Origin of the sequence: Roseovarius marisflavi (assembly GCF_900142625.1) — a bacterium.
Lineage (GTDB): Bacteria > Pseudomonadota > Alphaproteobacteria > Rhodobacterales > Rhodobacteraceae > Roseovarius > Roseovarius marisflavi.
The window spans coordinates 12,182-25,579 of record NZ_FRBN01000014.1 but is presented as its reverse complement, the minus strand read 5'-3'; the positions used below and the strand labels follow the sequence as shown (position 1 = coordinate 25,579).

Below are 13,398 nucleotides of genomic sequence, written 5' to 3'. Positions count from 1 at the left end.
CATCGCCCCCTCAGGCGAGCATGCCACCGTCACTGTCGTCGCCCGCCTCATCCAGCAGGCGGTTGAAATCGTGAATGGTGATGCGACGTTTGCCCTCAAGCGTGATCACCGCGTCCTTTTTCAACGCCGAGACCTGACGGCTGACCGTTTCGAGCGTCAGACCAAGATAATCGGCCATCGCCTCGCGGGTCAGGGGCAATTCAAAGGTGATCGGCCCCTGCATCCCGGCCATGTTCAGCGTGGCATCGCGCCGTGCGATGATCGCCAGCAACGAGGCAATCTTTTCGCGCGCTGTCTTGCGGCCAAGCACCAGCATCCATTCGCGCGCGGCATCAAGCTCGTCCAACGTCATCTCAAGCAGGCGCTGCGCGATATGCGGCGTCTCGCTCATCATCGTCTCGAACGGTTTCTTGCGGAAACAGCACATCACCATGTCGGTCACCGCAACCACGTCATAGGCCGCGCTGTCGCGTCCGGGGCGACCGACGAAATCGCTGGGCAGCAACAGGCCAACCATCTGGGTGCGCCCGTCTTCCATCGTCTGGGTCAGGGTGGCGATACCCGACACGACCGACCCGACAAAATCCATCTTGTCGCCAGACCAGATCACGGTCTGGCCGGCCTCAAAATTGCGGTAATACTTGATCTGGTCCAGCCGCTCCAACTCGTCCGACTCGCAGCGCGCGCAAACCGCCCGGTGGCGGATCGGGCAATCCCCGCATTGGCGCGAAGTAATCGAGGGGTCATTCATCAGCATGGAATAATCACTTTTCTCTAGTTTGATCTGGGTCAAGGTCATTCTCAAACACGACGCCTAACCCTAGGCACATGGATACGAAAACTCAACTGGGCAAACTTGGTCTCTTCGACGCCAAAGTGCCGCGCTATACAAGCTATCCCACGGCCCCGCATTTCAATAGCGGCGTTGGAGCGGATGATTTTTCAAGCTGGATCAGGGCGATCCCCGAGAACGGCGAAATATCGCTCTACGTGCATGTGCCGTTTTGCAGGCGATTGTGCTGGTTCTGTGCCTGCCGCACCCAGGGCACCCAGACCGACAAGCCCGTGGTTGCCTATCTCGAGACGCTGAAGGCCGAACTTGCCATGCTGGGCAAGCTTTTGCCCAAGGGCGTCCGATTGTCGCGCCTGCATTGGGGCGGCGGCACCCCGACGCTTTTGTCGCCTGGCATGATCGACGAATTGGCCGGTGCGATTCGCGCCATCGCGCCCTTCACCGACAAGACCGAGTTCTCGGTCGAGATCGACCCGAACGAAGTGGACGGCCCCCGGCTTGACGCGCTAGCCGCAGCCGGCATGAACCGCGCCTCGATCGGGGTACAGGATTTCGACGAGAAGATTCAGCAAAGCATCGGGCGTCAGCAAAGCTATGACATCACCCGCCACGCCGCCGATGAAATCAGAAGCCGCGGCGTCACAAGCCTGAATGCCGACATCCTTTATGGCCTGCCGCATCAGACCAATGCGCGCATCACCGAAAGCGTGCAAAAGCTTCTGTCGCTCAATCCCGACCGGGTGGCGCTTTATGGCTATGCCCATGTGCCGTGGATGGCCAAGCGCCAACAGATGATCCCCTCGGAGGCCCTGCCAACCCCGCAAGAGCGGCTGGCGCTGTTTGAAACCGCGCGCAAACTGTTCCTCTGGGACAATTACGCCGAAATCGGGATCGACCATTTCGCCACCCCTGATGACGGGCTTGCCATTGCGCAAAAAGCCGGGCGGTTGCGGCGCAATTTCCAGGGCTATACCGATGACACATCCGATGTGCTGATCGGTGTCGGGGCCTCGTCGATCTCTCGCTTTCCACAGGGCTATGCCCAGAATGCGCCCGCCACCGGGGCCCATACCGGCGCCATCCGCGAGGGCCGATTTTCGGTCACGCGCGGCCACCGCTTTAGCCCCGACGACAAGATGCGCGGACGGATGATCGAGGCGCTGATGTGCGATTTCCGCATTGATGCGGGTGAGATCACGCGGTCTTTCGACATTGCCCCTGCGGCGCTCGCCGCGATGCTGCAAGAGGTCAGCGAGGCCTTTCCCGGCCTGCTTCGCACCGATCAGGGCGGGCTGTTCGTTCCGCCTGCGGCACGTCCCCTGACCCGGATGATCGCGCGCCACCTCGACGCCTATGCGGTGGACGGCGCGGGCCATAGCTCGGCGATCTGAGCCCGTTCATCCGACCTTGCGGTCGGCCGCGCGAAACAGCCGGTCACGGCTGGTGAGCACCCGCCTTGAGATCGAGCGCCGCCGCCAAAAGCGTGCGCGCGTATTCGGTCTTGGGCGCCGAAAACAACGCCTCGGCCTCGCCCTCTTCAACCACATCGCCCTGCTTCATCACCAACACCCGGTGGCTCATCGCGCGCACCACGTTTAGATCGTGACTGATGAACAGATAGGCCAGCCCGTATTTCACCTGCAAATCACGCAACAAATCCACGATCTGAACCTGCACGGTCATATCAAGCGCCGATGTCGGCTCGTCCAGCACCACAAGCTTGGGCCGCAGGATCATCGCCCGCGCAATCGCGATCCGTTGCCTCTGGCCGCCGGAAAACTCGTGAGGATAGCGATCCATCGTTGCAGGGTTCAACCCCACCTCTTCCATCACCTCAGCGACCAGAACGCGCTGCGCGCGCCCATCCGGGCTTCCGTGAACGCCCATGCCTTCGGCGATGATCTGTTCACAGGTCATGCGCGGGCTCAGGCTTCCGAAGGGATCCTGAAAGACAATCTGCATATCGGCCCTGCGGTGACGCAATTCGCGCGTCGACCAATCATGCACATCGCTGCCGTCAAAGGTGATCTGCCCCTCGGAGGCAATCAGCCGCATGATCCCAAGCGCCAGCGTCGTCTTGCCCGACCCGCTTTCGCCGACAATGCCAAGCGTCTCGCCCGCCCGCACCGTAAGGTTGGCGTCATTGACCGCCTTCACATGGCCGACGGTGCGTTTCATGAACCCCTTCTGGATCGGAAACCAGACGCGCAGGCCCTCGGTCTTTACCATCACCGGCGCATTTGCGGGCACCGGCGCGGGTTGCCCCACCGCGCGCGCGCCCAGCAGTTTGCGGGTATAGGGATGTTGCGGGTCGGCAAAGACGCTCGCGGTCGGCCCCTCTTCGACAATCTCGCCATCCTTCATCACACAGACCCGGTCGGCGATCCTCTGCACGATGCTCAGATCGTGGGTGATGAACAAAAGGCCCATGCCCTCTTCGCGCTTGAGCTCTGCCAACAACTCCAGAATCTGCGCCTGAATGGTCACATCAAGCGCCGTTGTCGGCTCGTCCGCGATCAGGATATCGGGCTTGTTGGCCAGAGCCATGGCGATCATCACCCGCTGGCGCTGTCCCCCCGAGAGCTGATGCGGATAGGCGCCAAGGCGGCTTTCGGCGTCGCGAATACCGACCCTTTGCAAAAGCTCGATAATGCGCGCCCTTGCGGCGTCTCCGGTCAGCCCCTGATGCAGCTCAAGACTTTCGCGAATCTGCTTTTCAAGCGTGTGCAGCGGATTGAGCGATGTCATCGGCTCTTGAAAGATAAAGCTGATATCGTTGCCGCGCACCTGTCGCAGGCGTTTGTCATCGGCGCCGATCATCTCCTGGCCGTCATAGGTCACGCTGCCCGAGACCTCGGCAGAGCCACCAAGCAGCGACACAGTGCTCAGCGCCGTCACCGACTTGCCCGACCCGCTTTCACCGACGATGGCCACCGTCTCGCCGGGATCAAGGCGGAACGAAACGCCCTTGACCGCCTCGATCAATTGCCCGTCCTGGCGGAAACTTACGCGCAGATCTTTGACCGTCAAAAGGCTCATTCAAATGTCTTTCTTGGATCAAATGCATCCCGCACGCCCTCGAAGATAAAGACCAGCAGCGACAGCATGATGGCAAAGGCGAAAAACGCGGTAAACGCAAGCCAGGGCGCCTGAAGGTTCTGCTTGGCCTGAAGGGTCAACTCGCCAAGGCTCGGCGATGAGGACGGCAGGCCAAAACCCAGAAAATCCAGCCCCGCCAGCAAGGAAATTGTACCGGTGATCACAAAGGGCAACATGGTCAGCGTCGCCACCATGGCATTGGGCAACATATGCCGGAACATGATCGTCAGATTGCTCACGCCCAAGGCCTTGGCCGCGCGCACATATTCAAGGTTGCGCGCGCGCAAAAACTCGGCGCGCACCACGCCGACAAGACCCATCCATCCGAACAGCACGGTGATAAACACCAAAAGCCAGAAACTGCGCGGCAGGATCGCGAACAGGATAATGATCACGTAAAGCTGTGGGGTGGAGGACCAGATTTCGATCACCCTCTGGAAAATCAAATCCGTGCGCCCGCCGAAAAAGCCCTGCACAGCCCCCGCGAAAATGCCGATCACCGAGGAAAGCGCTGTGACGATCAGCGTGAACAAGACCGACAGGCGGAAACCGTAAATCACCCGCGCAAGCACATCGCGCTTGGTGTCATCCGTGCCCAAAAGGTTCTGCGCATTGGGCGGTAAGGGCGCGGCGCCGGGCCGGTCAACGGTGGTGTTGTAACTATAGGGAATCGGCGGCCAAATCGCCCAGCCAGCTTCGATCGCATCGCCCTCGACCACCCCGTCCTCGGCATCGGCCATGACACCCTCTGGATCGTCAAAGCAGATATCCAACCCACCGCTGGCAATCAGGCACTTGACCTCGGGGTCGCGATAAATCGCCTCGGTTTCAAAATCGCCGCCAAAGGCGGTCTCGGGATAAAACTGAAACACCGGCATATAAAGCTCGCCCCGGTACTGCACGAGGATCGGTTTGTCGTTGGCAACGAACTCGGCAAAGAGCGAAATGCCAAACACGATCACAAACAGAAACAACGACCAATAGGCCCGCCGGTTGCGCCTGAAATTCCGCCAGCGGCGTTGATTGAGAGGTGAGAGAGCCATTACCACGCACCCCTTTCATCTTTCCAGAAATACTCCGGGGGACAAGAAAATTCGGCGAATTTTCTTGGGGAGCAGCGCCCCCACTCCAAGCCTGTCCTTGCGGCGCGAGCGTCGATCTTCATACGCCTCACCCTTCCCGCTTTTCGAAGTCGATCCGCGGATCGACCAGCACATACATCAGGTCCGACAGGATACCGACAAGCAGACCGATCAACCCGAACAGAAACAGCGTGCCAAACATCACCGGGTAATCGCGCCCCACGGCGGCCTCGAACCCAAGCCGACCAAGCCCATCAAGACTGAAAATCGTCTCGATCAGAACCGAACCGCCAAAGAACACGCCGATAAATACCGCCGGAAAGCCCGCGATCACGATCAGCATGGCATTGCGAAACACATGGCCATAAAGCACCTTACTTTCGCTTAACCCCTTGGCCCGCGCTGTCATCACGTAGTGCTTCTTGATCTCGTCGAGAAAGCTGTTCTTGGTCAGCAATGTCAGCGTCGCAAAGGCCGATATGGTCGAGGCCAGCACCGGCAGCGCGATATGCCACAGATAATCCATCGCCTTGCCCACCAGCGAGAGCTGATCGAAATTATCCGAGGTCAGCCCGCGGAGCGGAAACAACTGCCAGTAACTGCCGCCTGCAAAAAGCACCAGCAACATGATCGCGAACAAAAACGCCGGGATCGCATAGGCGACGATGATCACCGCACTTGTCCATGTGTCAAAGCGGTTGCCATCGCCCACCGCCTTGCGAATTCCAAGCGGGATTGATACCAGATAGGCGATCACCGTCGACCACAGCCCAAGCGTGATACTGACCGGCATCTTTTCCAGCACCAGGTCAAGCACCTCGATTTTTCGGAAATAACTCTCTCCGAAATCAAGCCGCATGTAATTCCACATCATGTTGAAAAACCGCTCAACCGGCGGCTTATCAAGGCCGAACTGCTCTTCCAGCTCCTTGATCAGCTCGGGCGGAAGGCCGCGCGCGCCAAGGTATTGCTCATTGCCGCCGCCACTTCCCGTAAGCTCCTGACCGGTATCGCTCCCCGAGCCGGAAAAGCTCTCAAAGACGTTGCCCTGGCCCTGCATATTGGCGATCATCTGTTCGACTGGCCCGCCGGGCACGAATTGCACGAGGGCAAAGTTGATGATCATGATCCCCAGCAGCGTCGGGATGATCAGCAGCAACCGCCGCATGATATAGGCGCCCATCTACACAGATCCCATTGGCAAGCTCGCTTGCATCACAGCGCGCCCGCGTCTTTCAACGCCTTGGCCTTATCCGCATTGTACCACCAGAAATCGAGCACCCCCGTCGCATAGGGCGGCAAGGGATCGGGATGCTCGTACATATCCCAATAAGCGACCCAGTTTTGATCAAGATACCATGTCGGGATCATGAAAAACTCGTACCGCAACGCCCGGTCCAGCGCCGTGAGGGCGACATTCTGCGCTTCGGTGCTGTCGGATTCAAGTGCCGCGTCGATGATCGCATCGACCATCGGGCTGGCAAGGCCGGCCGGATTGAACAGGCTAAAGGCGGCCTCTTTGCTGCCATAGCGCTGATGCAGGCCGGTGCCCGCCTCAAGAAAAGAGGTATAGCTGTCAAAGATCAGGTCATAGTCGCGGTCGCGGCTGCGTTGGGTGTATTGCGCGGCGTCGATCTTATCAAACCGCGCGTCGATCCCCATCAGTTCAAGATTGCTGACAAAGCTTTCCACCACTGCCGACATTGTCGCCGAGCCAGAGGCGGAAATCGGAATTTCGATCTTGAGAACCTCGCCCTTGGCATTGCGCCGCGTGCCGTCATCGCCCACGGCCCAGCCGGCCTCGTCCAAAAGCTTCATAGCGGCGCGCAGGTTGCGCCGGTCATTCAGCCGCGCCCCGTTTGACGAATGCGCCATGACCGCAGGCACACCCAGCATCTCGGCGGGCACGATATCGCCAAGCGACTTGAGCAGCTCAAGCTCGGCCCCCTCGGGCACACCTGTCGCCTCTAGCGGGGTGCCTTGCACAAAGGAATGGCGCTGTTTGAAAAGACCATATTGCAGAGATTCATTGGTCCACTCGAAATTGAACGCAAGCGCGATTGCCTGACGCACGCGGATATCCTGAAGCACCTCGCGACCGAGATTGAACACAAAGCCAGAGGGCGTCGGCGGCAACCCGTCGGGAAGCTCTGCCTTGACCACATAGCCCTTTTGAACCGCCGGAAAATCATACCCCGTGGCCCAGGTTTTCGAATTCCCCTCGGGGCGGAAGGTATAGATGCCGGCCTTGAAGGCCTCGAAGGCGGCATTGTCATCAGCAAAATATTCGATGCGGATGGTATCGAAATTATGCCGTCCCTTGTTGATCGGCAAATCGCGGCCCCAATAATCAGGATTGCGCTGATAGACGATGTTGCGGTTCACGTCATAGCTTGCCATCTGGTATGGCCCCGAACCCGGCGCCGCATCAAGGCGCGGCTCGTCAAGGCGGGCACCGGTTTTCTCGTACCAGGCCTTGGGAAAGACCGGGGTGCCGCCAACCTGATCAATCAGCGAGCGGCGCGAGATGCCTTCTGCAAAGGTGAACTTGACCCGGTAATCGTCAAGCGCCTCGGCGCTTAGCACCCGGCGTTTGACCGCATCGGCATAGGATTTGAGGCCCTGATCCAGAAACAGGTTATGCGAAAACACCACATCATGCGCCGTCACCGGCGTGCCATCGGCAAACCGCGCCTCGGGGCGCATGTGGAATATGACCCAGGTCTTGCCCGCGTCATATTCGAGGCTCTCGGCCAAAAGCCCGTAGGCTTCGCTATAGCTATCGCCCGGAAGCGGCTCGCCGCTCGCCTCGGAGGCGCCAAGCAGGCTCTCGTAGACCATCCAGGACAGACGCCCGGCGCGGCCCTTGCGTGAATAGGGGTTCATCGAATCAAACGTACCCGGCGCATAAAGCGAGATTTCACCGCCCTTGGGCGCCTCGGGGTTCACGTAATCGAAATGTTTGTAATCGGCGGGGTATTTCAGATCGCCGAAATAGGAATAGCCGTGCGAGGTGATCACGTCATCCTGCGCCAAGGCCCCCTGGGCAAGCAGCGCGCCAATCGACAGGCCAATTGCGGTCGCCACGATGCGCAGGCGCGCAAAACGCTGGGGGGCCCGGGCTTTGGCCGGGGCGTGGTATCCGGTCATATCATTCTCCTCCTGCCGCACCCATAACTGGCGCTTTTTCTGTTTAGGGCAAGCTAAGAGGGCGCCACGTCTTGTTCAAGCACTGTCGGCCCAAAGCCCCCGCAAATCCGTGTGTAGCCCATGAAAAAGGCCGCCAACCCGGTTGGGCGGCGGCCTTGACAGGATGTTGCGAGGCTTAGTTGGCGACGCTTTGCAGGTAACCGATCAAATTGGCCCGGTCCTGTTCGTCTTTAAGCCCGGAAAAGCTCATGCGGTTGCCAGCGGCAAAGCCACGCGGATTGGTGAGGAAAGCACCAAGCTCATCAGCGGTCCATTCGCCCTCAATCCCGGTCAGGGCGTCGGAATACTTGAAGCCGTCAACACTGGCGATATCGCGGCCAACCACACCGTAAAGATGCGGGCCGGCGCCATTCTTGCCGTCTTCAACCTTGTGGCAGGCGCCACATTTGCGGAATACCTTTTTGCCAGCCTCGATATCAGCGGCAGCAACCATTGCAGCAAAGCCAGAGGCCCCTGTAGCGGCAGGTTCGGCAGCGGCTTCTTCAGCGGCGGGGGCGGCGACAGCTTCCTCAGCGGCAGGCTCGGCGACAGCTTCCTCAGCGGCAGGCTCGGCGACAGCTTCCTCAGCGGCAGGCTCGGCAGCGGCTTCTTCGGCACCAGCATTCGGATCGACGTACTTGGCACCGTCCACCTCATCAAGATAGGCGATCAGGTTCACCCGGTCTTCGGGCTTCTTCAAACCTGCAAAGCCCATGGTGGTGCCCGGCGCATAGCCCTTGGGGTTTTCAAGGAAATCATACAGGTTTTTCGGCGTCCACACCTCGGCCACGGCTTCCAGTGCACCGGAGTATCCGAAGCCTTCGGCGGCATCCACGGCGCGCCCAACCACGTCATAGAGGTGGGGGCCGGTCGCATTCTCGCCCTTTTCAAGCTTGTGACAGGCCTTGCATTTGCCAAAGACCTTTTCGCCCTTGTCCGCATCCGCCGCCAACAGCAGTTCGCCAAAGCTCGGGCCTTCATCGGCAGTGCTTTCGCCGCCTTCTTCAGCGCCGGTTTCAATCACGTACCCCTGTGCGTGATCATCGCCGTGACCGCCGCCCATAGAGTAAATTGTCTCTGCAGCCCAGTTCCCCATCAGAAAGATAAGAAGAGCCCCGCAGAGCGCGCCAACGGTCTTGGTAAGTGTCATTGTGTCGAACATGGGCCCGTTTCCATTTAAACTGTGTTTGGCCGCGTATCTATCCGCTTCCCCTATGGGGGCGCAAGGTGTAGTTTCCGCGACCAAACGCCCGAGAGGGCCAAAAATACGGAAATTGCTCATGAAAAAGCGCATTGCCTTTCAGGGAGAGCTTGGCGCCTACTCGCACCAGGCCTGCCGTGAAACCTATCCAGAGCTTGATCCGCTGCCCTGTCGCACATTCGAAGACGCGATTGCCGCCGTGCGCGACGGTGAGGCCGAATTGGCGATGCTGCCGGTCGAAAATTCAACCTTCGGACGGGTTGCCGACATTCACCACCTGCTGCCTGATTCGGGGCTGCATATCATCGCCGAGGCATTCGTGCGGGTGCAGATCAGCCTTTTGGCCCTGCCCGGCGTGCGCCTTGATCAGGTCGAAAGCGCGATGAGCCACACCATGCTTTTGGGTCAGTGCCGCGCGTTTCTAGAGCGTCACGGCATCCACCGCGTGACCGGCGCCGACACCGCCGGCTCGGCCCGCCACGTGGCCGAGGCCGGAAAACCCGAGATGGCCGCCCTCGCCAGTGCCCTGGCCGGCGAAATCTATGGTCTTGATGTGCTGGCCGAGGGGATCGAGGATGAGGGCAATAACACCACCCGCTTCCTGGTGATGGCGCGCGAGCCCGATTTCAGCCGCCGCGGCGATGACGGGATGATGACCACCTTTGTCTTTGAGGTGCGCAACATTCCGGCGGCGCTCTACAAGGCGATGGGCGGATTCGCGACCAATGGCGTGAACATGACCAAGCTTGAAAGCTATATGGTCGGCGGATCGTTCACCGCGACGCAGTTTTATGCCGATATCGAAGGTCACCCCGACGACCCCGAGGTGGCCCGCGCGCTTGACGAGTTGGATTATTTCACCTCGGACATCACCATTCTAGGCGTTTACCCGGCCGACCCCCGCCGCCACTAGCGCGCCCGGGGCGGTCGGTCTCTGCTTTTTGGCGGGCCGGGCAAGGCCGACAGCCCGATTCCGCCCTTCCAGCCATGACCGGACAGCATTGCTGCATTGCGGAAAGCGCCGTTGTGACCTGCTGCACTGCAGAGTAAATGGAGCGTGATTTTTGAAGCTTGAGGGTTAAGTGCCATGTCGATCAACACAAACATCAGACCCCATATGCCATTTGGCGAGAACATGTCTCATGCCATGTTGGCGCCGCTGCGCTTCATCGACAGTGTGTTTCAGTCGATCATCGCGGCCAATCGAATGGCCAAAGAAGTTGAAATGCTCTCGCTTGCCAGCGACCGCAAACTTGCCTCGGTGGGCGTGAGCCGGGATGAAATTGTGCAGTATGTGGCACAGAAATCCGAAAATTTCCGCGTGATCGCGGGCTGACGTCAACACTCTGCAATCATTCCGAGACCGTCCAGACGGAGAGGGCAGGACCATTTGGCCCTGCCCTATGTTCATCATGTATGTTCGAGCGCATTCGCCTGCAGGCGCGCGTTGACGGTCTCGACAATCCCGCTCAATTCAGACACCGACACGCCGACCTGCTCGGCGATCAACGTCACCAGCATGTCCACCCGTTCCACGCGCTGCGCCCCACCGTCGATGGCACGCGCGGCTGAGGACGGCTTGAGCAGACCATTGGCGGCCTTTGCGTATTTTTCAAACGGAACACGATCTTCCGGATCAGCGCCCAACCGGCTTACGATCTCATTCACCAGCTCGTAAATGCGTTTTGACAGGTCAATATCCCCATGCACCGCCTCTTTGATCGGGCGGGCCCCCTCGGGCAGCACACAGCGATAGTTGCCGGTCAGCAGCATGCTCCACTTGGCGAAGGGTACAAACAGCGAGTCAAACACCCGAAGCTTGACCGGAACATCCTGGCCATCCACGCGAACCGCATCAATCGCGGCCTCAAGATCACGCAGGATCTTGTTGTGTTCATCCGTCTCAAATGGTGCCGCCTTGAAGTTGGTTGGCAAACCGACATGCAAGGTGTTCGCCCCGTCTTCGGGAACGCGATAGGCTTGTGGATCGGGGCTGCACAGGGTGACGGCGCCGGGAGTGAAGCCGCTCCAGGCATCCGGGCAGGTAAAGCTGGCTTCCAGCTTTTTGGTGTCCAGCCCTTTGATCCGGCGCAGATAGGGCAAAGGCGGCATGTTCATGATCGACAGGCAGGGCTTTCTGCTTGCCGCGATCCGGCCCAGAAGATCGACAATGGACGCGTTGCAATATTGCGGTTCTGACATGGCCAGGGCGATCATGTCGTACTCGTCCGGGTTCACCTGCTCGGGGGTTTTCGCATCGAGCTTGCCGGGCAAATCATCAGAGCGGAAGGACCGGTGCTCGTCTTCTCCGCGCAGCTTGATGCGCACATCCGTTCCCTCGGCATTGATAAGATCAGCGGTCGCCTGCCGACAAACAAGGGTCACATCCTGACCAGCCATCAAAAGCTTGGTTCCAAGAAGCGAGCCATACGAAGCCCCGAGTATGACGATTTTATATGCCATGATATCCCTTTTATCCGTCAGTGTTTTGCAAATTCATGAAAACGATACCAACAGAATGAAAGCGCCGCTACAAAAACAACGTCTTTGTGTATATTGTTAAATTTACATCCCTACTTTTTGTAATGCTGTGAGGATCACGCCTTGACCAAAACCCTGATCGGCCCGCGATTGCGTCAACTCCGGCGTGAACGCAAACAAACCCAGGCAGAGATGGCACGGACGTTGGGGGTCAGCCCATCCTACATAAACCTGCTTGAAAACAACCAGAGAAGTCTGTCTGTAAAACTGCTTATGTCGCTCGCCGATGCCTATGCGGTGGATTGGCGCGAATTGACCAAGGACGAAACCGCGCGCAAGGCGGCGGATCTGCGCAATGCCGTTCAAGACCCGATTTTCATTGGCGAAAAACCGGACATTCAGGAAATACGCGGCGCAATTGATCATGCGCCGCGGCTGGTGGACCACTTTTTGCAACTCCACGCGGCCCATCGTGTGGCATTGGAAAAAATCATGAAACTGGGTGGGAACAGCTCCGAAGACGAGCTGCTGAACGCATCACCGGAATCGGTTATTCACGACTTTTTTCGCGATCACAAAAACCACTTTCCGGAACTCGAAAAAGCCGCTGAAAGCGCCTGGAACGGTGAATACGCGCCGCCCGAAGAAAACTTTACATTCCTGCGCAACAGGCTGTTTCAAAAGCACGGTATTTCGGTCGAAGTCTGCAAAATCGACAAACTTGGCAATGCCTTGCGGTACTTCGATGAAAACAAACGTGTCATTCATCTGTCGCAGGCGCTGAGCCACTCGAACCGCGTCTTTCAACTCGCCCATGTTTTATGCACTGTCGAATACCCTGGAATCATCGCGACACTTGTCGAACGCAGTGGCATCCGTACCTCTCAGGCCCTGGCACGATTGCGGGTCGAACTGGCGAATTATTTCGCTGCCGCCTTCATGATGCACTATGAAACGTTCCTGACCGAAACAGAGGCCTGTGGTTATGACATTGACCGCGTCGCGGCCACTTTTGGGGCGTCATTCGAGCAGGTATGCCAGCGCCTGACCACGATGCAGCGCGAAGGGTCGCGTGGCGTACCGTTCTTTTTTCTGCGCATCGACAAAGCCGGCAACGTGACCAAGCGCTTTAATTCGACATCGTTTCACCTCGCCGAGTATGGTGGATCGTGCCCGGTCTGGAATATCCATACGGCCTTTTACACACCAGGTGTTGTGATGCCCCAATTCGTCGAAACACCGGATGGAGAACGCTATTTCACGCTGAGCCGAACCGTGCACCGTCCCGTGTTCAGCGAAGAGACCCAGGACAGAAGGCTGACATTGGCGCTTGGCTGCGAGACACGTTACGCCGGGCGGCTTCGCTATGCATCAAGTTACAACTTCGAAGATCCAAAGCTTTATGCGCCGATCGGGATCAACTGTCATATCTGCCCGCGACAGGCCTGTTCTCAGCGCGCGCATCAACCGCTTTTCACTCAGTTGTCCATGGACGAAAACCGACGCGGAAACACCCGCTACGAAAGCTGAAAGGGGCCCGTCAAGGCCCCTTT

General features: G+C 58.8%; 11 protein-coding genes and 1 pseudogene. 4 read left to right on the top strand and 8 right to left on the bottom strand.

Annotated elements, in window-relative coordinates:
• Positions 1-10: 10 nt before the first annotated feature.
• Positions 11-751, bottom strand: a complete 741-nt coding sequence (gene fnrL, locus BUB78_RS12745; protein WP_170865076.1) for a transcriptional regulator FnrL — start codon at positions 749-751, stop codon at positions 11-13.
• A 77-nt stretch (positions 752-828) separates the two neighbouring features.
• On the opposite strand from fnrL, the gene hemN reads away from it, so the two are divergent.
• Positions 829-2,184 carry an oxygen-independent coproporphyrinogen III oxidase gene (gene hemN / locus BUB78_RS12740; RefSeq protein ID WP_073198477.1) on the top strand — a complete coding sequence of 452 codons (1,356 nt, stop codon included), beginning with the start codon at positions 829-831 and terminating at the stop codon, positions 2,182-2,184.
• A gap of 43 nt (positions 2,185-2,227) precedes the next feature.
• Here hemN and BUB78_RS12735 read toward each other — a convergent pair whose 3' ends face one another.
• From BUB78_RS12735 to BUB78_RS21570, 6 genes and pseudogenes are all read right to left on the bottom strand, one after another.
• Positions 2,228-3,832, bottom strand: coding sequence for an ABC transporter ATP-binding protein (locus BUB78_RS12735; protein ID WP_073198476.1), 1,605 nt, complete (start codon positions 3,830-3,832; stop codon positions 2,228-2,230).
• The gene (locus BUB78_RS12730) at positions 3,829-4,935 is read right to left on the bottom strand and encodes an ABC transporter permease (protein ID WP_073198475.1); all 1,107 of its coding nucleotides are present in this window, start codon (positions 4,933-4,935) and stop codon (positions 3,829-3,831) included. Before BUB78_RS12730 ends, BUB78_RS12735 begins: the two co-directional genes overlap by 4 nt.
• 127 nt (positions 4,936-5,062) lie before the next feature.
• A complete protein-coding gene (locus BUB78_RS12725; protein ID WP_073198474.1) occupies positions 5,063-6,157 on the bottom strand; it encodes a microcin C ABC transporter permease YejB in 1,095 nt (364 codons plus the stop codon).
• A gap of 32 nt (positions 6,158-6,189) precedes the next feature.
• Positions 6,190-8,124, bottom strand: coding sequence for an extracellular solute-binding protein (locus BUB78_RS12720; RefSeq protein WP_073198473.1), 1,935 nt, complete (start codon positions 8,122-8,124; stop codon positions 6,190-6,192).
• Between the two features lie 175 nt (positions 8,125-8,299).
• On the bottom strand, positions 8,300-8,836 hold the full coding sequence (locus BUB78_RS21575; RefSeq protein ID WP_425442186.1) for a c-type cytochrome: 537 nt from the start codon (positions 8,834-8,836) through the stop codon (positions 8,300-8,302).
• Positions 8,810-9,325, bottom strand: a pseudogene (locus BUB78_RS21570) (c-type cytochrome); the annotation flags it as partial. The gene BUB78_RS21575 and the pseudogene BUB78_RS21570, both read right to left, overlap by 27 nt.
• 118 nt (positions 9,326-9,443) lie before the next feature.
• Here BUB78_RS21570 and BUB78_RS12710 point away from each other — a divergent pair.
• Together BUB78_RS12710 and BUB78_RS12705 are read left to right on the top strand one after the other, a co-directional pair.
• The gene (locus tag BUB78_RS12710; protein WP_073198471.1) at positions 9,444-10,277 is read left to right on the top strand and encodes a prephenate dehydratase; all 834 of its coding nucleotides are present in this window, start codon (positions 9,444-9,446) and stop codon (positions 10,275-10,277) included.
• A 174-nt stretch (positions 10,278-10,451) separates the two neighbouring features.
• Positions 10,452-10,700 carry a DUF1127 domain-containing protein gene (locus tag BUB78_RS12705; protein ID WP_073198470.1) on the top strand — a complete coding sequence of 83 codons (249 nt, stop codon included), beginning with the start codon at positions 10,452-10,454 and terminating at the stop codon, positions 10,698-10,700.
• A 74-nt stretch (positions 10,701-10,774) separates the two neighbouring features.
• On the opposite strand, the gene BUB78_RS12700 is transcribed toward BUB78_RS12705, so the two are convergent.
• A complete protein-coding gene (locus BUB78_RS12700) occupies positions 10,775-11,827 on the bottom strand; it encodes a ketopantoate reductase family protein (protein WP_073198469.1) in 1,053 nt (350 codons plus the stop codon).
• Positions 11,828-11,968: 141 nt separating this feature from the next.
• Between BUB78_RS12700 and BUB78_RS12695 the strand changes: the two genes are divergently transcribed.
• Complete coding sequence (locus BUB78_RS12695; protein WP_073198468.1) at positions 11,969-13,375, top strand: helix-turn-helix domain-containing protein; 1,407 nt, start codon at positions 11,969-11,971, stop codon at positions 13,373-13,375.
• The last annotated feature ends 23 nt before the right edge of the window (positions 13,376-13,398 follow it).

Bases quoted from the DNA above. Each gene is read 5' to 3' on its own strand.
- BUB78_RS12710 (WP_073198471.1), top strand. From the start codon at position 9,444: ATGAAAAAGCGCATTGCCTTTCAGGGAGAGCTTGGCGCCTACTCGCAC.
- BUB78_RS12735 (WP_073198476.1), bottom strand. From the start codon at position 3,832: ATGAGCCTTTTGACGGTCAAAGATCTGCGCGTAAGTTTCCGCCAGGAC.
- BUB78_RS12705 (WP_073198470.1), top strand. From the start codon at position 10,452: ATGTCGATCAACACAAACATCAGACCCCATATGCCATTTGGCGAGAAC.
- BUB78_RS12730 (WP_073198475.1), bottom strand. From the start codon at position 4,935: ATGGCTCTCTCACCTCTCAATCAACGCCGCTGGCGGAATTTCAGGCGC.
- BUB78_RS12725 (WP_073198474.1), bottom strand. From the start codon at position 6,157: ATGGGCGCCTATATCATGCGGCGGTTGCTGCTGATCATCCCGACGCTG.
- fnrL (WP_170865076.1), bottom strand. From the start codon at position 751: ATGAATGACCCCTCGATTACTTCGCGCCAATGCGGGGATTGCCCGATC.
- hemN (WP_073198477.1), top strand. From the start codon at position 829: ATGGATACGAAAACTCAACTGGGCAAACTTGGTCTCTTCGACGCCAAA.
- BUB78_RS12720 (WP_073198473.1), bottom strand. From the start codon at position 8,124: ATGACCGGATACCACGCCCCGGCCAAAGCCCGGGCCCCCCAGCGTTTT.
- BUB78_RS12700 (WP_073198469.1), bottom strand. From the start codon at position 11,827: ATGGCATATAAAATCGTCATACTCGGGGCTTCGTATGGCTCGCTTCTT.